General features: G+C 36.2%; 20 protein-coding genes. 8 read left to right on the top strand and 12 right to left on the bottom strand.

Translation table 11 applies throughout. The features are described 5' to 3' along the window. Positions 1–23 precede the first annotated feature (23 nt). Complete coding sequence (locus G8O30_RS13410) at positions 24–818, bottom strand: aminoglycoside phosphotransferase family protein (RefSeq protein WP_239672563.1); 795 nt, start codon at positions 816–818, stop codon at positions 24–26. Between the two features lie 394 nt (positions 819–1,212). On the opposite strand from G8O30_RS13410, the gene G8O30_RS13415 reads away from it, so the two are divergent. Further along, positions 1,213–2,496: a GHKL domain-containing protein gene (locus tag G8O30_RS13415; protein WP_239672564.1), complete on the top strand. Its 1,284-nt coding sequence runs from the start codon at positions 1,213–1,215 to the stop codon at positions 2,494–2,496. 63 nt (positions 2,497–2,559) lie between these two features. Here G8O30_RS13415 and G8O30_RS13420 read toward each other — a convergent pair whose 3' ends face one another. Together G8O30_RS13420 and G8O30_RS13425 are read right to left on the bottom strand one after the other, a co-directional pair. Then, on the bottom strand, positions 2,560–2,763 hold the full coding sequence (locus G8O30_RS13420) for a hypothetical protein (RefSeq protein ID WP_239672565.1): 204 nt from the start codon (positions 2,761–2,763) through the stop codon (positions 2,560–2,562). Positions 2,764–2,975: 212 nt separating this feature from the next. Further along, positions 2,976–3,854: a radical SAM/SPASM domain-containing protein gene (locus tag G8O30_RS13425; protein WP_239672566.1), complete on the bottom strand. Its 879-nt coding sequence runs from the start codon at positions 3,852–3,854 to the stop codon at positions 2,976–2,978. Between the two features lie 467 nt (positions 3,855–4,321). On the opposite strand from G8O30_RS13425, the gene G8O30_RS13430 reads away from it, so the two are divergent. From G8O30_RS13430 to G8O30_RS13445, 4 genes are all read left to right on the top strand, one after another. Next, positions 4,322–4,702: a VOC family protein gene (locus G8O30_RS13430; protein ID WP_239672567.1), complete on the top strand. Its 381-nt coding sequence runs from the start codon at positions 4,322–4,324 to the stop codon at positions 4,700–4,702. A 43-nt stretch (positions 4,703–4,745) separates the two neighbouring features. Further along, positions 4,746–5,162, top strand: a complete 417-nt coding sequence (locus G8O30_RS13435; RefSeq protein WP_239672568.1) for a VOC family protein — start codon at positions 4,746–4,748, stop codon at positions 5,160–5,162. Between the two features lie 120 nt (positions 5,163–5,282). Next, complete coding sequence (locus tag G8O30_RS13440; RefSeq protein ID WP_239672569.1) at positions 5,283–5,771, top strand: hypothetical protein; 489 nt, start codon at positions 5,283–5,285, stop codon at positions 5,769–5,771. Next, complete coding sequence (locus G8O30_RS13445; protein ID WP_239672570.1) at positions 5,768–6,205, top strand: hypothetical protein; 438 nt, start codon at positions 5,768–5,770, stop codon at positions 6,203–6,205. The genes G8O30_RS13440 and G8O30_RS13445 overlap by 4 nt, the downstream gene beginning before the upstream one ends. Before the next feature lie 184 nt (positions 6,206–6,389). On the opposite strand, the gene G8O30_RS13450 is transcribed toward G8O30_RS13445, so the two are convergent. The 3 genes from G8O30_RS13450 to G8O30_RS13460 all read right to left on the bottom strand — a co-directional run bounded on the left by G8O30_RS13450 (position 6,390) and on the right by G8O30_RS13460 (position 9,078). Next, positions 6,390–7,283: a C40 family peptidase gene (locus tag G8O30_RS13450; protein ID WP_239672571.1), complete on the bottom strand. Its 894-nt coding sequence runs from the start codon at positions 7,281–7,283 to the stop codon at positions 6,390–6,392. Between the two features lie 194 nt (positions 7,284–7,477). Further along, the gene (locus G8O30_RS13455) at positions 7,478–8,449 is read right to left on the bottom strand and encodes a tRNA dihydrouridine synthase (protein WP_239672572.1); all 972 of its coding nucleotides are present in this window, start codon (positions 8,447–8,449) and stop codon (positions 7,478–7,480) included. Between the two features lie 203 nt (positions 8,450–8,652). Beyond that, positions 8,653–9,078, bottom strand: a complete 426-nt coding sequence (locus G8O30_RS13460) for a hypothetical protein (RefSeq protein ID WP_239672573.1) — start codon at positions 9,076–9,078, stop codon at positions 8,653–8,655. Between the two features lie 417 nt (positions 9,079–9,495). Between G8O30_RS13460 and G8O30_RS13465 the strand changes: the two genes are divergently transcribed. Then, complete coding sequence (locus tag G8O30_RS13465) at positions 9,496–11,088, top strand: M2 family metallopeptidase (RefSeq protein WP_239672574.1); 1,593 nt, start codon at positions 9,496–9,498, stop codon at positions 11,086–11,088. Between the two features lie 54 nt (positions 11,089–11,142). On the opposite strand, the gene G8O30_RS13470 is transcribed toward G8O30_RS13465, so the two are convergent. Continuing rightward, positions 11,143–12,537, bottom strand: a complete 1,395-nt coding sequence (locus G8O30_RS13470) for an L-cystine transporter (protein WP_239672575.1) — start codon at positions 12,535–12,537, stop codon at positions 11,143–11,145. Positions 12,538–12,807: 270 nt separating this feature from the next. Further along, complete coding sequence (locus G8O30_RS13475) at positions 12,808–13,281, bottom strand: peptide-methionine (S)-S-oxide reductase (protein WP_239672576.1); 474 nt, start codon at positions 13,279–13,281, stop codon at positions 12,808–12,810. A 248-nt stretch (positions 13,282–13,529) separates the two neighbouring features. Between G8O30_RS13475 and G8O30_RS13480 the strand changes: the two genes are divergently transcribed. Then, positions 13,530–14,975 carry a DEAD/DEAH box helicase gene (locus tag G8O30_RS13480; RefSeq protein WP_239672577.1) on the top strand — a complete coding sequence of 482 codons (1,446 nt, stop codon included), beginning with the start codon at positions 13,530–13,532 and terminating at the stop codon, positions 14,973–14,975. A 65-nt stretch (positions 14,976–15,040) separates the two neighbouring features. On the opposite strand, the gene G8O30_RS13485 is transcribed toward G8O30_RS13480, so the two are convergent. The 3 genes from G8O30_RS13485 to G8O30_RS13495 all read right to left on the bottom strand — a co-directional run bounded on the left by G8O30_RS13485 (position 15,041) and on the right by G8O30_RS13495 (position 18,010). Next, positions 15,041–15,718, bottom strand: coding sequence for a YdeI/OmpD-associated family protein (locus G8O30_RS13485; RefSeq protein WP_239672578.1), 678 nt, complete (start codon positions 15,716–15,718; stop codon positions 15,041–15,043). A gap of 221 nt (positions 15,719–15,939) precedes the next feature. Beyond that, complete coding sequence (gene rlmH, locus G8O30_RS13490) at positions 15,940–16,419, bottom strand: 23S rRNA (pseudouridine(1915)-N(3))-methyltransferase RlmH (protein ID WP_239672579.1); 480 nt, start codon at positions 16,417–16,419, stop codon at positions 15,940–15,942. A gap of 352 nt (positions 16,420–16,771) precedes the next feature. Beyond that, positions 16,772–18,010, bottom strand: a complete 1,239-nt coding sequence (locus G8O30_RS13495) for a S1C family serine protease (protein WP_239672580.1) — start codon at positions 18,008–18,010, stop codon at positions 16,772–16,774. Positions 18,011–18,194: 184 nt separating this feature from the next. Between G8O30_RS13495 and G8O30_RS13500 the strand changes: the two genes are divergently transcribed. Beyond that, positions 18,195–18,905, top strand: a complete 711-nt coding sequence (locus G8O30_RS13500; protein WP_239672581.1) for a nucleotidyltransferase domain-containing protein — start codon at positions 18,195–18,197, stop codon at positions 18,903–18,905. Positions 18,906–19,015: 110 nt separating this feature from the next. Here the strand turns inward: G8O30_RS13500 and G8O30_RS13505 are convergent, their stop codons facing one another. Beyond that, positions 19,016–19,825, bottom strand: coding sequence for an MBL fold metallo-hydrolase (locus tag G8O30_RS13505; RefSeq protein ID WP_239672582.1), 810 nt, complete (start codon positions 19,823–19,825; stop codon positions 19,016–19,018). Positions 19,826–19,877 lie beyond the last annotated feature (52 nt).

A 19,877-nucleotide genomic window follows, 5' to 3' on the forward strand; every position in this document is an offset into this window, starting at 1 on the left:
ATCTTATACCTCTAAACTGAAACTTACACCCAGTCGCCCCCAAACTCCTGAATGAATGCTATATCCTTCTGATAATGCTCATAATGCCCTTCATCCACCATCTTTTGGAACGCCACATCACCCTCACTAGCTTTTCTCTTCATGAAGTGACATAAGGCTTCTAAACGTAAGATAATCATATCTAAATAACCTTTCTCTAAACCGTTTAACCCATATGCCTTAAAGAATAACTTGACTCTCTCTTTCTTTTCCGCAGCACCACTTTCTGGATTATATCTTATTTCTTCCCCTGTTTCTGTATGATAATGCCTACTCAAAGGTACACATGTATAAAGCGTATACGCAATATCCCATATTCTTGGCCCAGGAGCTGCAAGATCAAAATCAATAATCCCCACTGGTTGCTCTTTATTAAAAATAATATTGTATATCGCAAAATCATTATGACAAATGACTTCTGTATTATTGGGTGTTAAATCATAAGCACTCCAACCCTCTGTTACAGGAAAATCACTTACTGCATCGTGGTATGATTTAAGCATTTTTGCTATGCCTGCCAAAACACTTTCCGACCACATGTATGGTTTTAGAGGATAATTACCAGCCTCTCCTTCAATATAAGATAACTGTTCTCTTCCTTGCTTATCTACACCTATAAACCTTGGAGCATGAGAAAACCCTTTGTTCTCAAGGTGCTTCAACAACAAATGAATTCTAGCACTCTCTGGTTTACTATCACGTAAGACAGTATTTCCGTTTCTATATACGTTCGAGACGTTCCCGCCTGATAACTTTTCTTCTACAAATTCTTTACTCATTGATTTTCCTCCTAGTATGAGGACTCTAGCATGTGCCAATAGAGATGTATTTTTACCCAAAATAAAAACAGGTACACAAAGGTAACTGTTTGACGATGGGGATAATATTGTCCACACCATGTGTCCCTTGAATGATTTTAGAAAGACAAATAAACGTCCTATTGTAATAGGTTCGTTTTTGTCAGTATCCAATTACTAATCATTACAAGTTAGTCCACATAGATAGTGTCGATTCCCCTTCCCATACATCTCTTAAGTAAATTTTACCATATAGCGTAGTAGCTGCAACAGATGTAAAAGTAAAAATTGTTCCACGTGAAACATTTTACCTAGCTGTTTTACAATTATAATAAGCAGAGGTTCAATATGGTTAAATTTACGATATAATACAACCATGAAAAACAAATTAAAACCAATTCTCATCCTATCTATTATTCTATTTCTATGCTTTACAGGGATAAACATCTATATGGCTTATGTTAATATCAAAAATACTGTTGAAGAATCTATTGGAGAACGAACCCTTTCTGCGGCTACATCTATTGCAGAATCTTTCGATATAGATACATATCAACGATTTTTATTAGATAAAGATCAAGATGAAAACTATTGGAAAATACGCAATGACTTGCGTGATGCTAACGATAAAATAGGTGCTCTTTTCGTATACACGTTAGAGATTGATAATCCAGAAGTATCTCATGTCATGATAGCAGGATTGCCCGAGGATACAGACATGGAGTATTACACTGGCATGGTTTGTACTGTTCCGCCAGATAAAGTAAAACTAGCATATGAAGGGAAGAAATACATAACAAACTCCATCTATGATCCTAATTATGATGTGAATTATATATCTGTTGGAGCACCTATAACGGACCAATCTGGACAAATCATTGGCTATCTAGGAATCGATGTTAGTATTGATACTCTAAATGAAACAAAATCAGAGGTGCTTCAAAACAGCCTAGCAATTTTCGGATTTAACGGGCTTTTTGTACTCATAGTCGTCCTATCTTTTCTCTTCTTACAAAGGTGGTACCAAAGAACCGTAGAAAGTGAAGTTGCAGCAACAGAAGATACATATCAGTCTGAAATTAAAGGTTTAATTGCTTCTGTGTACTCTGTTCGACATGATTTTAGTAACCACGTTCAGGTTTTACATGGGTTATTAAAAATCGGTCGGTATGAACAAGCCTTAGAGTATGCAACATCCCTATCTAGTGAAGTTAAATCTATTGATTCTCTTCAGTTAGATGTACAGCATCCTGGACTTTCTGTTTTACTTCAAACGAAAAAATTATCTGCACAAAACTATCAAGTGGATATGCAATTAAATGTTTCAGATAGTAAATTTGAAGGAATTAAAACCATCGATTTAATTAAGATTTTGTCTAATTTAATTGATAACGCGATGGAGGCAACATTAGAATTACCAGAAGATAATAGATGTGTGCGTATATCTTGTTATTCAAAAGAAGAAAAATACTTCTTCTCTGTTATGAATACAGGTAGTAAGATCAAGGACACGACACGAATCTTTATTCAAGGATTTTCAACCAAAGAAAGAAAAGGAAAAGAGCGTGGCCAAGGTTTGTTTATTGTAAAGGAAATTGTTCATCAATATGGGGGACCATTACGGTTACATCTTCTGATGCGGAAACTGTGTTCCAAGTGATCTTTCCAAATAAGTAGAAAAACCTCGTTAGCTATAAAATTTGCTAACGAGGTTTTTACATCTTTAGTTTAATTCTAAAAATCCTTTAATTAGGATGCCAACACCTATGAAGAAAAAGATAGGTAACAAAACAATAAATAACGATCCAGCCGCAAATCCGCTTCCTTCGCTAACTCCATAAAGGATCCCTATCCCCCATGAGGCTAATGGAGCGATAAGAAACATAGTGATGAGTCCCCAGATGATATACATTTTCTTTTTTGTCATCTCTTGTCCTCCTAGAATAGTTTGATTAATAGCAAATTACTCTGTACCTATTTCTATTCATACTCTTACATTTATTTCATATTCTCTAATAATTTTACTATTCCTTTATCCATTAATAAATACTAACAATCGTGTATACTTTGGAGAAAAGGATGGAGACAAATTCTTAAGTACTCGTAAAAAAAAGAGGTGCTTCAATAGACACCTCTCTCCTACTTCCCAAACCTCTTACGATACCCACACTTACGACAAAGCTCCTCAACCGCTTCCCTTCTAGAAAAGCCATCGACCAAGTTTTTCGCGCGGTCCATTTCGATAATATCAGTAAAAGAGTCTTGATTAATATTTCCAAGATTAATGACACCTTCCCCGTCTAAACAACATGGAATCACTGTACCATTAGCTAAAATACCAGCTTGATTTCGTAAACCATAACAGAAACCTTTACCATCATCCTCTTCTTCATGAAGCGCTGGCCATTGGAATTCGTAATCTTGGTTAATATAAATTCGTTCCGCTAGTTTAATTCCCTTTCCAGGACTAACCCGTTCTTCAATTCTATAATCTAAATCGAACTCTCTCTCAATGATAGAAAGCAACTCTCTATTTCTTTCTTTTTCTAAATTAGTTTTATTATCTTCTGTTAAATTCCATAAACGTAACGAAACGATAAGTTCTGAATCCGCTGTAGCTTCTTTAATAAAAGAAAGAATACTACGCACATACCCTTCTTTATCCTTTGAACCAATATGTCCATCGAAACTATGAAGCGAAAAGTTCATCTGTCTTAGCGCGGGTTTGTTTAATAGCTTTTCTCTTTTTTTATTAATTAACGTACCATTGGTCGTAATATTAACTTTAAATCCTTTTTCATGACTAATGTCTAACAAATCACCAATCTTAGGGTGAAGTAATGGTTCCCCTTTTACATGCAGATAGATATAATCTGTGTGGGGCTTAATTTGGTCTAATCGTTTAGTGAAATCTTCTATAGAAATAAACTGTTTCTGGCGTTCGGTCGGTGGACAAAAGGTACAGGCAAGATTACATACGCTTGTAATCTCTAAATAGAACTTCTTAAATTTTCTCAAGGTTGACTCCTCACTTCTTTTACTACTTGTGACTGAATTAATGCTTCTTCTATTAGAGCATAATTTGACGGGAATGGGAATATGGAGGTTGTAGGGATTGCAAGAGATAGGTTGTAACTAAAAAGAGAAACCTCTCTTTTAAAATTTCCCTTTACCTTTCATTTGCGATCCTATGCGGAGGAAAAACTAAGTAGCTTAGTAGAAGCCCCTTACATAAATAATTGATAAAACCACTGTGAACAAAATAATCGATGAACGCAAAACATAATAAATAAGCCGTTACATATGTTACAGCTCTGACATACTTATTCATCTTTCTCCACCTTTCATAACATTGCCTTTTTAAATAACTAGATTATCTAAGTATTCTAGATATTATTCTATCTCTATTATTATCTATTTTGTATAATAAAGGAAGATAAATCCAAAGCATGCTGTATGTACCTTATAAAAAGGAGCCTTTTTTTATGACGATTTCTATTAGTAAAGTTGGCCAGATTGGTATACCCGTGAAGAATGTTGATCGTGCTATAAGTTTTTATCATGAAACTCTTGGACTTTCTCTTTTGTTTCAAACAGATACGATGGCCTTTTTAGAAAGCAATGGACTTCGAATTCTTTTATCTCTTCCAGAAAAAGAAGAATATGCTACAGCGAGCTCTGTCGTTTATTTTCAAGTAGATGATATAGAAGATACGTATGACCAACTAGCAAAAAAGAAAGTTGTATTCCGTGGTGAGCCACATGTGGTGTCAAAGATGGGGAATGTAGAAACGTGGATGGTGTTTTTCTACGATACAGAAGGAAATACTCATGCGTTTATAAGTGAAGTAGAGGGAAACAGTTAAAAAAGGGAGAAATTAAAAGTTCCAAGAAAAAAGGAGGAATAGTATGTTCAGAGTAGGTAGCATTTTCATCCCTGTAACAAACTTAGAAAAAGCCATTAATTGGTACGAAACTAATTTAAATATAAAGCTCATTGATCGCTGGGAAGGTGGAGCGGGTTTCTACTTATCAACTGGCCCTACCCAACTAGCGCTGGTACAAGTAAAAAATCAACAAGCAACTGAATTCGAAACAATTCTAGGTCAATCAAATGGTTATTTTAACTTTCTTGTGGAAGACATTGAAGCTGCTTATATACACCTTACCAATGCGGGAGTAAAAGCTACTGACATAAAGGATTTCGGAGGCATGAAGTTTTTTGACTTCTTTGACTTAGATGGCAATCCATTTTGTGTCGTTAACGAAGTAGAAGGATCTCCATATCATACAGAAAATATACGTAGAATGCAGGAGAATAGGTAACTAGTAGCACTATTTATAATGTTCAAAAGAACAAACACCGCTCTATTAAAAATATAGTACATGTTTCTACATTTAATTGGTAAAACTACCTACTACTTGATACAGTATTGGAGTTTTACTATGAATTTATCTATAACATTCTTTGTTATTCTCATTCTTTCTATCCTTTTGTTTTTTACCTTTTTTTCCATGAGAAGATGGTTTAAACCAATTGAAATTTTTCTCTTATTCCTATTTACGTCTTATCTTTGTCAACATTTGTTTTATACCTTATCCTCACCGTATGACCGTTTGAGAGTAGTAGAAGACCATCTTCCATTTTGGACAGTACGTCTGCAATATGGTGTTGTTTTTGCAATCACATTATTATGGTTAATGGTTATTTATCGTTTGAATTGGACGTTGTTTCGAAAACTAACAGCAACCTTTGCTTGGATTCTTTTTTGGGTTATTGTAGAAAAAACATTCTTAATTCTAGGGGTGTTAGAATCTCAAAGTATTAGCTGGTACCCCTCTCTTGATATGTTTTTTTCCATGCTAGTCATACTTCTCACCTTATTTTTCACAAACTTACTTCAACAAGTGCTAAGGAAGGAGCGGATTATATGAGCGGATTTCTTCAAAAATCTAATGACATTTTCCAACCTATCCTTCCAAAGCAGTTTGATGAAAACGAATACTTTACTTTGGCCATATCTGTGCTAGTAATAGTCTGTATTACGGTGCTACAAAAAAAGAAAAAAGTGTTTTTAACAACAGAGATTATTGCAATTCTACTTTTAAACCTTCTTTACACGACGTTAGGTGACTACTTCTTAGCTATGAAGCCATATGATTTTTATGATACCGTCGATCATAATAGTGGTGAAATAATGGATATATTATTGCAAAACATTGTCTATCCTTTCACCCTTCTTATCTTAATGTACTTCTACGCAAGGTATAAGCTAAACTCTTTTATGTACATTATCTTTGGAGCAATGCTTCTTTGTATTTTAGAATGGATATCTGTAAAGTTTTTTAACTTATTTACCTATAAATAATGGAAATTATGGTACTCTCTCCTATTTTATCTCCCTGTCATGGCGTTTAATATTTTGTTTTTCCTTCAATTTCGTCAATATGTCCAAAAAAAGATCCGTTCAAATTCTCAAACTGAATCGGTTGATACAACTAGATGAGGGCATGGAAACTTTTACTCCATACCCTCGTTTTTACCTGCTCTGGTTAATGAATCCTTTTATAGCCTACTATTCTAGGGTTCCAGTACGTATTATCTATGGATGATACGGTGATTCCAGCAGAAGAACTAGCATGGATAAATTGGCGATTCCCTAAATAAATCCCCATGTGAGAAAGGCCCGTTCTGTACGTATTTTTAAAGAAGATAATATCTCCTACTTGCGGAGTTCCTACTTCTTTTCCAGTAGCATAAAAACTTTCTGTTGTTAATCTTTTCACATCATAACCTGCTTGACTAAACGCATAGAAAACAAATCCACTACAATCGAAACCTACAGGCGTACTACCACCCCATTTATACGGAATGCCAGTTTGGGCACTTGCGATATCTACTACTTTACTAATTGTAGGACCAGTTATCTTTAATTCTTGCCCTACAAATATCAAATCAGATGTTAGGCGGTTCCACAGACGTAACTGTTCTACCGTGACTCCTACTCGCTTCGCAATAACAGACAAAGAATCACCAGAAACTACTCGATAAAGCTCACCAGTAATGGTAGCAGGTGTATTTTTCATCGTCGTGGTTGCATTTAGTGATAGTTGTTGACCAGGGTATAGCATATCAGAAGTTAAATGATTCCACTCTTTTAATTGGGCAACCGTTACACCATATTGATTTGCAATTTTCCAAAGAAAATCTCCTGATTGCACAATATGTATGCTGTCTGGTACTGTTAACCTTTGACCAACGATAATCATGTCACTTGTTAAATTGTTTGACGACTTAATATCTTTCACAGTAGTACCGTACTTCTGTGACAGAAGAAAGAGACTTTCATTCGGTTGCACGATGTGTTCTGCCGCTTCTACAGATGGGATACCGATAGGACTTGCAAGAATGGTAAAGAAGGATAATGCTGCAATAGTCTTTTTCATAGATGTCGCTCCTTCAAGAGATAGAATAGTAGTTTGTGACTACTATTTCTATCGGTGCGGTTGGGCGACAGTGAAGCAAATAGCATAGTGTAATATTTACCATTACTGATACTTATTCATTTGTTATTTATTTCTGAGAACTATAAAAGGGAATTACCAAATGAAAGTGGTAGTTCCCTTTTTGTAAACATATCTTACTCCACAGGATTCTCTTGTTCAAAGCTATCTAACAAATCACGAACTTCATTCGTAGACTTCGTGTTCATTAACTGGTTTCGTAACTCCCCAGCTCCACGGAATCCTTTCACGTAGATTTTGAAAAAACGATGAAGCTTCGTAATGGAACGTGGAATCATCTCTGAATAATGATCTTGAAGATCGAGTTGCAATCTCAACAAGTCTAGGTACTCTTTCGGACTGTGTTCTTTTGGCTCCTTTTCAAACGCAAATGGATTCTTAAAAATACCTCGTCCAATCATGACACCGTCAATTCCATATTTCTCAGCAAGTTCAAGACCCACCTGGCGATCTGCAATATCACCATTTATCGTTATCAGCGTATCCGGTGCTATTTGGTCACGTAATGTTTTAATTTCCGGGATCAGCTCCCAGTGTGCATCGACTTCACTCATTTCTTTTCTCGTACGTAAATGAATAGAGAGGTTTGCAATATCTTGCTCTAGGATATGCTTTAACCACGTTTTCCATTCTTCTACTTCCGTGAACCCAAGACGTGTTTTCACACTAACAGGTAATCCTCCTGTTTTAGCCGCTTGAATTAAATCTGCAGCAACATCTGGGCGTAAAATAAGTCCGCTTCCTTTTCCTCTTGATGCCACATTCGGCACTGGACAGCCCATATTAATATCAATCCCTTTAAAGCCCATCTCCGCCATACCTACACTCATTTGACGGAAGTATTCAGGATTATCTCCCCAAATATGAGCGACCATAGGCTGTTCGTCTTCTGTAAAAAGTAAACGACCACGTACACTATTAATACCATCTGGATGACAATAGCTATCAGAGTTCGTAAATTCCGTAAAAAACACATCTGGACGCCCAGCTTTACTAACTACGTGACGAAACACAACATCTGTTACGTCTTCCATAGGTGCTAGCACAAAAAATGGTCGTGGTAGATCACGCCAAAAATTTTCTTTCATGACAAACTCAAATCCTCTCGTTGTAATGACAAATCTATATAATGAACAAAATAGTAAAAAGACTAATAATACACATCTATCACTTATATCATGTTTTGTTACTTGATATCAAATGCAAGTTTACTTAGGCATCTTTAAAATGTAAATATAAATTGTGATAACAATTTAACCCAGTTATTTTTAAAAAATCGATACAAAAAATGCTACACCGTATATCGGTTATGCCAACTCTCGGGAAAGATCAACTTATTTGCATAAGCAAATCTTATCAACTGGCCATGATGTTGTACTTCATGTTCTAACAAATCAATAAGAAAGTTTATATTAATTTCAACGTCTATATGTTTCTCTAAAAATAGCCCTATATTAGCATTTGACTCTGTTAATTTATTAACCACTAATTCTTTTTCAGTAGAATCCGTTAAACTACATCGGAACTTACTCCACTGACCCTCTTTTAACGCTTCTAAGTAACTCTCTCTTGCTCCTATAATACAATATGCTTGTTCTCCAATTGTATTAGAAGGTACATTAGGTATTTTAAGTCTAAGATCGACATCTTCTAAATTTTGATAGAATTCATTTGTTAATTCCATCGCTTGTATCACTCTTTGTTTTATAATATTCATACTTTACTCCTTCTAATTTTCACATCTTACCTTCCTTAATCCATGTCCAAATTCGATAACTACCAAATATAGAAACGATTAAGCGTAATAGCATCATTATAACCCATATTGATAGACTATTAATTTCCTCTGATTCATTTGAATCAATAAAGACATAGGAAGATATAAGAGTAAATATTAAGTAACACATAACATTTGGTACAATCCAACTAAATCTTAATATATTATTCTTCCAATTGACCCTCCTAACTATCATAACGCTTCCTTATGAGGGATAATTTCATTTACTAATGACCTTATAAAATTTAGTTCACTTTCTACATTTCAATAAACAATTAAAGGATTACGAAAAACTTTATCGAACTAATAATATTGTTACTACGATGACTACTTAAACTTAGAAAGGCAGTGATACATATGCAAACACTACAAGAATTCTTACATGATTTAAATAACCAAATGCACGTTTTATATAAAGAGGGATCCGTAGCTAGTTGGATGGTGCAAACAACTGGAGATCCTGAGTGGGCAGATAAGGTAAGTGAAGCTGATACAAAATATAGTCTCTTATTCTCTTCTAAAGAAACCTACGAGAAAACAAAACAGTTCTTCAGAACAGAAAGCTTAACAGAAGTGGAAAAACGACAGTTACAGCTTCTTCTTCATGAAATGGAAGCCAACCAACTACCGGAAGAAATAATTGCTGATTTAGCCAAGCGCTCTTCTGAACTAAATTTACTATTTAATACGTATACACCTGAAGTAGATGGAAAGAAATATTCTGCTAACGAGATTCGTTCCATTCTTGTAAACAGTGATGACCAGGAACTACGTAAGAAAGTTTGGTTTGCTAGTAAAGAAGTAGGAAAAGTCGTAGAGAAAGGCTTAATCGAGCTTGTGAAGAAGCGTAATGAAGCTGCACAGCTTCTTGGTTATGATAACCATCATCAAATGGGATTTGCTTTACAAGAACTTGACCGTGATGAAGTATTTGCTATTTTTAATGATCTTATTACTCAATCAGACGAAGCGTATCGCCTGATGAAAAAAGAGCTAGACGAACGTTTAGCAACTAAATTTGGTATCACCGCTGAAGAAATTCGTCCTTGGCATTACGTTGATCCCTTTTTCCAAGAAGCACCACCATCAGATGCTACGAACTTAGATCCTTTTTATAAAGGGAAAGACATTTTACAAATCACTACAGATACGTTTAATTCTATGGGAATCGAAATTGATGACCTATATGCAAATAGTGATTTATTCCCTAGAGAAAAGAAAAATCCAACTGCCTTTTGTACAGATTATGATCGTGAAGGGGACGTTCGAGTTCTATGTAACTTAACGGAAGATGCGTATTGGATGGAAACAAACTTACATGAATTTGGTCACGCTGCTTATTTTAAGTATGTAGATTCTACGCTTCCATTTGGACTGCGTACCGTTAGCCATACTTTAACGACAGAAGCTATTGCCATGTTATTTGGAAAAATGGGAAAAGACCCTCGTTGGTTGCGCCGCTTCTTGCAAGTAGAAGAAGCAACAGTAGATACACTTACACCAGAGTTAGAAAAGTATCAACAACTGCAAATGCTTATCTCTGCTCGTTGGATTATCACATTTGTGTTTTTTGAAAAAGAACTGTACGAAAATCCAGATCAAGATTTAAATGCTCTTTGGTGGAAAACCGTTAATGAAATCCAACTGGTAACTCCTCCTGAAAATACGGACAATCCAGATTGGGCTGCAAAAATCCATTTCACTTTAGCACCTGTATACTATCAAAACTATCTGTTAGGTGAACTAATGGCTGCTCAACTTCTACGTCATGTGGAAACAAAGATTTCTCCTGACTTTTTCACGAAAGAAACAGGAGACATGCTAATCAATGATTTCTTTAAGCCCGCTGCTCTTTATGACTGGAACGAGAAAATTAGCCGTGTGACAGGTGAAAAGTTAAATCCTAGTCACTTTGTGGATGTTTATTGTAAGTCTCAAGTAAAGAGTTAAGAGGTACAAAAAAGAACGAAGCCAGCAGTTAATCGGCTCCGTTCTTTTTTATGATTAAAGAGCAATATCTTTCTCCACTGCCTTAGGATCATTAAATCGCTCGATATTTAACTTGCGTAAGAAGCGTGAAGTTAATGTTCCAGAAGTCATCGCTCCATTTACGTTCACTGCTGTACGCCCCATATCAATTAATGGCTCCACAGAGATTAAAAGCCCTGCAAGAGCAACTGGTAAGTTCATAGAAGATAGAACAATCAATGCTGCAAATGTTGCTCCTCCCCCTACTCCAGCTACACCAAATGAGCTAATAGCAACAATTAGAACAAGTTGTAGCAAGAATCCTGGACTTAACGGATCGATTCCTACAGACGGTGCAATCATGACAGCTAACATAGCTGGATAAATACCTGCACATCCATTTTGACCTATTGTAGCCCCGAATGATGCACTCATATTAGCTGTTCCTTCATCGACACCAAGGCTGTTCTTTTGAGCAGAGATATTTAACGGTAGTGTTCCCGCACTAGAACGTGATGTGAAAGCAAAACCTAAAACAGGAATTACTTTACGAAGGTATGTTAATGGATTTAAACCAGCAAATGAAATGAGTAATAAATGAATGACAAGCATTACTGCTAATGCCACATAAGACGCTAAGACAAACTTACCTAATTCTAAAATACCAGCTACATTTGTCTTGGCTACTGTTGTCGCCATTAGCCCTAGGATTCCATAAGGTGTTAAACGAAGTACCAGTGTTACTACACGCATGACAACCGTATAGATTGCATTAACCCCTTTTACGAAAATCTCTGCTTGTTCCGGTTGCTTACGTCTTACTCCTAATACAGCTATACCAATAATCGCAGAAAGTATAACTACTGCAATAGTAGATGTCGCTCTAGCTCCCGTCATGTCCAAGAATGGGTTCGCTGGAAAGAACTCTAAAATTTTCGCAGGAGTAGACATACCTTCTACTTGCGTTAACGTTTCTTCTAAGTACAATCCACGACTTTCTTCCGCTTGACCAACTTGAATTTGATCAGCATTCAAATCAAAAAGAAAAGCACTTCCAATTCCCACAACTGCTGCGATAGCAGTCGTCCCTACTAAAATACCAATAATAGAGAATGACATTTTACCAAGTTGAGACGTTTTCTCTAAGTTAATAATCGATTGAATAATAGATACCATAATTAGAGGAATAACAATCATCATCAAGAGCTTTACATATCCACGACCTACAATGTTATACCATTCTGATGTTTGACTAACTACTGCAGAATCAGATCCAAAAGCTATTTGAAGATATGTTCCTAGTAATATACCGAATCCTAACCCTGTGAACACACGTTTACTAAACGAAACGTGTTTTTGTTGCATACGAATAAGTACATAAATAAGTCCAAGTAACAGGGCTATATTGAGTAAAACAAATCCCATGTCCAAAACAAAAACCTCCTTTTATTTGTTAAAGTAATAAAACAGATAGAGATAGTCGGTTTTAAGTTACAGGTAACTCCTAAATTTGTCAACAAATTGTTCTTGTAGCGTAAATAAACTTTTTATCATACGGATTTATGCGTAGATGGAGTCTGTAAATGTATACTAATGCGTGGCTTGACTCATGCTTAAGAATTTTGACAGATTATCGAAATAAAAAAGACCTATTATGTGAATCGCTGGTATTCAACGAATTCACATCTTGGTCCTAACAAGTTATTGCTTATATTTGTTTAGTAATTCGTTCGGTATATGACAATAATCATTCGGACATTTACTTAATCTATCTTGATGTTCCTCTGCACTTCTTACATAATTAGTAAGAGGAAGTGTTTCTACTACGATACGGCCGGCATCTGGTCTCTTATCTATAAAAACCCTAGCCTCTTGTATATGTGAGAGATTCTCACTGTACACACCAGTACGATATTTTTTTCCCACATCTATTCCTTGTTTATTTACGCTGTAAGGATCAATAATCTCGAAATAGTACTCCATCAGCTTTTTTACAGATAATACAGCTGGATCAAATGTAGTTTTTACACATTCCGCATACCCATCATATTCCCCTTCTAGCGTGTTACTAGTACCGTTTGCTCTGCCTGCTTCTGTCGATGTGACACCAGGTAATGTTTTGATGAATGCTTGTACTCCCCAGAGGCACCCTCCTGCAAGGTAAATTACTTCCATTTTGTTCATCTCCTATTTTAGATAGATAAAGTAACATGAACTCTTTTTTGCTTTTCTTCATTGTAATATATGGTGATGAAGTTTTGGGTACGAGTCACCATTTTCTACTACTGCTATCTAAAACTTATGAAAAAAACAATATATCTATCACTTTTCAAGTATAATGAAGCATAGTCGAATCATGCATACGATACTGGTGATAGAGAATCCTATACATAGGACGAAAAAACAAGTAAAGAGGTAAAAAAATGACGAAAACAAGTTTTACAGATTACCCTGTAAGCCCTGAGATAAAAAAAGCATTAGCTGTTTTAAAATATGAAACTCCAACAGAGGTCCAAAGTAAAGTCATCCCAGCAGCAATAGAAAACCAAGACCTTGTTGTAAAAGCGCAAACAGGAAGTGGTAAAACGGCTGCCTTTGGTATCCCTGTTTCCGACATGGTGGAATGGGAAGAGAAAAAACCACAAGCTTTAATCCTTACCCCAACAAGAGAACTTGCTGTTCAAGTACGGGAAGATATTACAAACATCGGTAGATTTAAACGTATTAAAGCAGTAGCAGTCTATGGTAAAGAACCATTTTCTAAACAAAAGGAAGAATTGAAACAAAAAACACACATAGTCGTTGGTACGCCAGGGCGTGTCATGGATCACATTGAGCGTGGTACGTTAGAACTGGATCAAATAAAGTATCTAATCATTGATGAGGCTGATGAGATGCTTAACAGAGGATTTATTGATGAAGTAGAAGCAATTATAAACGAATTGCCTTCTGATCGAGTAACAATGGTCTTTTCAGCCACGTTACCGAAAGATGTAGAAAATCTTTGTCATAAGTATATGAAAAATCCAACTCAAATTGAGATCGAAGCAACTGGCGTGACAGCCGATACAATCGAACATTCTTTAATGGAAGTAAAAGAGGATGAAAAAATTTCTCTTCTTAAAGACATTACGGTTGTAGAAAATCCAGACAGTTGTATGATTTTCTGTCGTACGAAAGAAAATGTTGATCTTGTTTACAACGAACTGAATAAAGCTGGATATCCTTGCGAGCGCCTACATGGTGGACTAGAACAAGAAGATCGTTTCTCCGTGATGGAAGGCTTTAAACTAGGAAAATTCCGTTATCTTGTGGCTACTGATGTCGCGGCGAGAGGTATCGATATTGATAATGTAACACTTGTCATCAACTATGATGTTCCGATGGAAAAAGAGAGCTATGTGCACAGAACAGGAAGAACAGGTCGTGCAGGAAAGACCGGAAGAGCGGTTACTTTTGCAACCCCATATGAAGGAAAGTTCGTAAAAGCAATTGAAAGATACGTCGATTTTGAACTACCTGTTGTAGAGGCGCCAAAACAGCAAGAAGTCACTCGTAATAAAGCAGCTTTTGAAGAGAAACTTTCTAGCAAGCGTGTGGTCAGAAACAACAAAACAGCACGAATCAATCAAGATATTATGAAACTTCACTTTACAGGCGGGAAAAAGAAGAAAATCCGTGCCGTTGATTTTGTTGGAACAATTGCGAAGATTCCTGGAGTGACAGCAGAAGATATCGGTATTATCTCTATCCATGATCAAATGTCTTATGTAGATATTTTGAATGGGAAAGGTTCGCTAGTTCTACAGGCATTAGATGGTGCTACGATTAAAGGAAAGAAATTGAAAGTAAGTAAGGCGATTAAATAAGAATTAGAAGTAAAAACTCCCTCATTCAAAAATACGAGGGAGTTTTTGTTTACATTTAATTTAGATTATTTCTTTTTTCTTCGATATAAGTCCATTGACTTATACCCCTGTTCTAATATGCTCTCCATGTCTGACAAACGTTTTTCCTGTGTCTCTTTTCGTTTAGCACTGTACACGTATCTAGCCCAGTCTTTTTGATAACCAGGTGTAAGACTTTCGTATAATTCTGAAATGTTTTCCTTATCTTTTATGTAAGCTTTTATCAGTTCTATATGTTCAATATAGTCATCGACACATTGGCTGCTTTTAGTACTCTTTGCCTTTTGCGCTTTTTGGGGAATGGCTTTCATACCGATAATAGTAAAAACATCGTTTAAACTAATCATTCGTGAAAACTTTAAATTACTTCCGTGCACATAGCCATCGCTAGTGTAAGTATCTTCTGTATAAATACTGTCTCGCTCTATGTATTGATCATACTTTGGATTGTTTTTCTTAGGATATGCAATAAACAAGTAACCGTTGTCCTTTAACAACTGTTTTTTTAAAACCTCTTGTAATACCTTTGAAAATTCATTTAAATCAAAGATAAATGCACAAATAAAGTCATACTTTTCTTTCTTTACTTCGACGTCAAATTCAACTTCATCGAAATCTTCTACATCTTGTGGTTTATATAATATTAATTTATTTTCATATTTATTAACATTTAATTTCTCTATTACACTCTTACTTGAGTTCATAATTTGTTCCCAACTTTCATTTTTGTATACTCCACATTAAACTAAATTTTAAATTAGTTTTAATATATTAATAAAATAAACTAGGACATTAACCTTATTCATTAAAATAATTCCACACAACATGGGGTTTATCCTTCAAATTTACTTAGAATTTTATGGACAACCTATAATGTAATAGTAAAAAACTAAAGATATAAAAATGAATTAACAAAAGTAATATTTTATTTATGATAAGGCTCATTCCTATTAATTCGGTACCCACGATAGATCTGCTCCACCAAAACAAGTTTCATCAACTGATGAGGAAACGTCATTTTTGAGAAAGAAATTGTATCATTCGCACGCTTCATCACCTCATCACTCAATCCAAGCGAACCACCAATAACAAATGCTACTTTACTCTTTCCATACGTCCCCAACTTATCCAGTTCTCTGGCAAATTCTTCTGACGTTCGCTGCTTTGCATTAATTGCTAACGCAATGACATGTACATCCTGGCCAATCTTTGCTAAAATACGTTCTCCTTCCTTTTGCTTAACCTGCATCATCTCTGCATCACTAAGATTTTCAGGTGCTTTTTCATCAGGAACTTCTATCTCATCTATTTTACAATACACTGATAAACGTTTTGTATATTCCGCGATTCCCTGCTTTAAATACTTTTCTTTTAACTTTCCAACCGTAATAATTGAGATATTCACAGGTATTCCTCCTTTTACAAACAAGTTACCCACAGAAGTTGTCCACATATCCACAAAACAAGTCTGTATATTGTGTAAGAATATATGTTCTCCACCATATATATTCTATCCAAAAAGTTATAAACACCCTGTGGATAAATTGATTGTAATCTTGTTAGTATTTTCTGACCATTGAAAACGCTGTCGTATCAACGTTTTTTCCGTAGTTTTTAACCAATATACAGTATATCACATATAAAGTTATCAACAGGACATTTACTCACAACAAAAAAAGCGACCACGTTTTGGCCGCTTTTTTCCTGTTTTGTGGATAAGTTTTCGTGAGTTATTCTCTAACTTTTATCCACATACCTTATAATTGAGACTCATCTGTTAACTTTATCGTCTGTGTTTGCTTCTCACCACCACGATAGAAGGTTACCTCTAACGCATCGCCTACTTTTTTCTTTTCATACAAATGCTTTCGAAGATCAATTACCGTATCTATTTTCTCTCCATCTAACTCCACAATGACATCCATCTCACGAAGTCCACCTAATTCAGCTGGAGAATTTGGTACAACTTGTTGAACCATTACACCTGTTTTTACGTCTTTCGGTAACTTTAACGTCTCTGTTTGATGATACTCAGATACCATCGAAACATCTTGAATTGCAACACCAATAGAAGGACGTTTTACTTCACCAAATTGTTCTAAATCAGAGATTATTGGTTCAGCGTAATTAATAGGGATCGCAAGACCAATACCTTCAACAGCGGATTGTGCTATTTTCATCGAGTTAATTCCAATAACTTGACCAGCCATGTTTACAAGCGCTCCCCCTGAGTTACCAGGGTTAATTGCAGCATCCGTTTGAATAACATCTGCTTGCCAATCTTGCACACCATCTTGGTTAATATCAATTGGGATTGTACGTTCTAGACCAGATATTATTCCTTGCGTAACGGAACCAGAGAACTGCAAGCCTAACGGGTTACCAATTGCAATTACTGGTTCACCTGTTTTAAGAGATTCTGCATCACCAAACTCAGCTACTTGCTTCACTTGAGAAGCATCCATTTCTAGAACTGCTAAATCTGTCCATGGATCTTCCCCGACAGCTTTTGCCTGTACTTTCGTTCCATCACTTAATGAAACTTCAATGGCATCTGCTCCTTGAATAACATGATAATTCGTTACGACGAAAGCTTTCCCGCCTTCTTTTTTATAAATGACACCAGAACCTGTTCCCGCTTCCTGTTGCATATTATTATTCCAGAAACCTGAGCCAGATTGAATACTAGTAACACCGACTACTGCTTTTTCAGCTTTTTGCACAGCTTCCGTAACATCTGTATTTACGTCAAAGGAAACACGTTCCCCTTGAATGGCATTACGGTCTGGCGCTGACTCTTCCTCTGTTACACTACCTTGTAAATCCATATCATACGGTAAAATGCCCATATTTGATAACTGTGGAACCGAAATTAATACCAGAAAGCCACCAAGTATTGCACCCGTTAAACTAGCTAATATGGTGCCTCCACGGTTCCCTTTTTGTTTTCTATTTTGTCGTTGTGGATCCTGCATGTGATCATCATAGTATCCCATTGCAAAACCATCCTTTCCTCAATTTCACTAATCATTAGTTTGGCTTATGTAGTTTTATCTTACCCACCAAATATGAAAATTTCATGAAAAGAAACTTAAGAATACAGAAAGTTATCTGAAAAATTCCCTTTACTTGGAGGATACCCGAAACTACACTAAAGAAAACATACTAGGAGGAATAAACATGGAAAGGAAACCCGCACTGGAAACAGCGCAGAAACTCATTCAAGAAGTAGCTCCAACTTGTTTAGCTGCAGTATTAGCTGGATCCGTATCACGTGGACAAGCAACAGCAACTTCCGACTTAGATATTATCATCATCGACAAACATACTACTGAGGCTACACGCAAGTCTTTTCTTTATGAAGGTTGGCCAGTCGAATTATTTATTCACAACAAAACTACCTACAAAACTTACTTTGAATCTGACGCCAAACGAGCAAGACCAACGCTTCAAAGAATGATTGCAGAGGGAACTCCTTTAGTAGATCATCCTTTCTTACAACTAGTAAAAGAAGAAGCATCACTACAACTGATGCAAGGTCCAGAAGTATGGGACGAACACACTATTCGTCTAAAAAGATACTTCCTCACAGATGCACTGGATGATTTCATTGGATGTACTAACCGAGCAGAAGGTATCTGTATAGCAAACTCTATAGCAGATCAACTTCATGAGTTTATTCTACGGACTAATAAACAATGGATTGGCTCTTCTAAGTGGATTTTTCGCTCCCTTAAACACTTTAATGAGGAGCTAGCATGGCAATACATAGCAGCGTTAGAAGCATATTATCAAGAAGATCAAAAAGAACCTTTACTACACTTAGTAGACGAAGTACTAACACCACATGGGGGGAGACTATTCGAGGGGTTTCAATTGCCACCTAGATAAAAAAGGCTTCTATTAATAGGATTCAGATCCTGTAAATAGCTAAGAGCTTTTATCATTCATATGAAAAAAGTAGATCAGGGAATTCATCCTTGATCTACTTCTCATATATATTACACCAATACCGCTCCAAGTGAACGAAGTGGAGTTGGCTCATACGGATCCGTATCTACTAACTCATACTGCTCATCTACAGGTGACCCAACACTTTCTAACGTCTGCTTCACCGTCATTCGCGCTAAGTCCTTCATATTGTTATCTAAACTCAAGTGAGCAAGATAAATATGCTTTGTACGGTCTCCAATGACATCATGCATCGCTAATGCAGCATCCTCATTAGAAACGTGCCCTACATCGCTTAATATACGACGTTTAACGGACCAAGGATATTTCCCCATTCTTAGCATCCCAACATCATGATTACTCTCAAATACATACGCATCAGCATTTGCAATCGTACCTTTCATACGGTCACTGACATACCCAGTGTCCGTGATAACCACAAGCTTCTCTTCTCCTTGATGGAACACATAGAACATTGGCTCTGCAGCATCATGAGAAACGCCAAAACTCTCAATAGATAATCCCCCAAAATGCTTCGTTGTTTCCATATCAAAGGTAAACTTCTGATCACTTTGCACCTCTCCAATCAATGGAGTCATCGCTTGCCACGTTTTCTCGTTTGCGTAGATAGGCAACTTATACTTACGAGCCATTACGCCGAGTCCTTTAATATGATCGCTGTGTTCATGTGTTACCAGAATCCCAGATAAATCACTAGCTTTTCGATCCACTTTTGCCAATAACTCGTCCATTTTCTTACCGCTTAAACCCGCATCGATTAAAAAGGAAATTTCTCCATTTTCCACATATATCGCATTACCTGTACTACCACTAGCCAGCACACTAAACTTAATAGACATGCACATATTCTCCTTCCCTTATAAGAAAAAAGAAAAGGTCGCTCCTCATGCG

It is taken from the genome of Mangrovibacillus cuniculi (assembly GCF_015482585.1).
GTDB classification, from domain to species: domain Bacteria; phylum Bacillota; class Bacilli; order Bacillales; family R1DC41; genus Mangrovibacillus; species Mangrovibacillus cuniculi.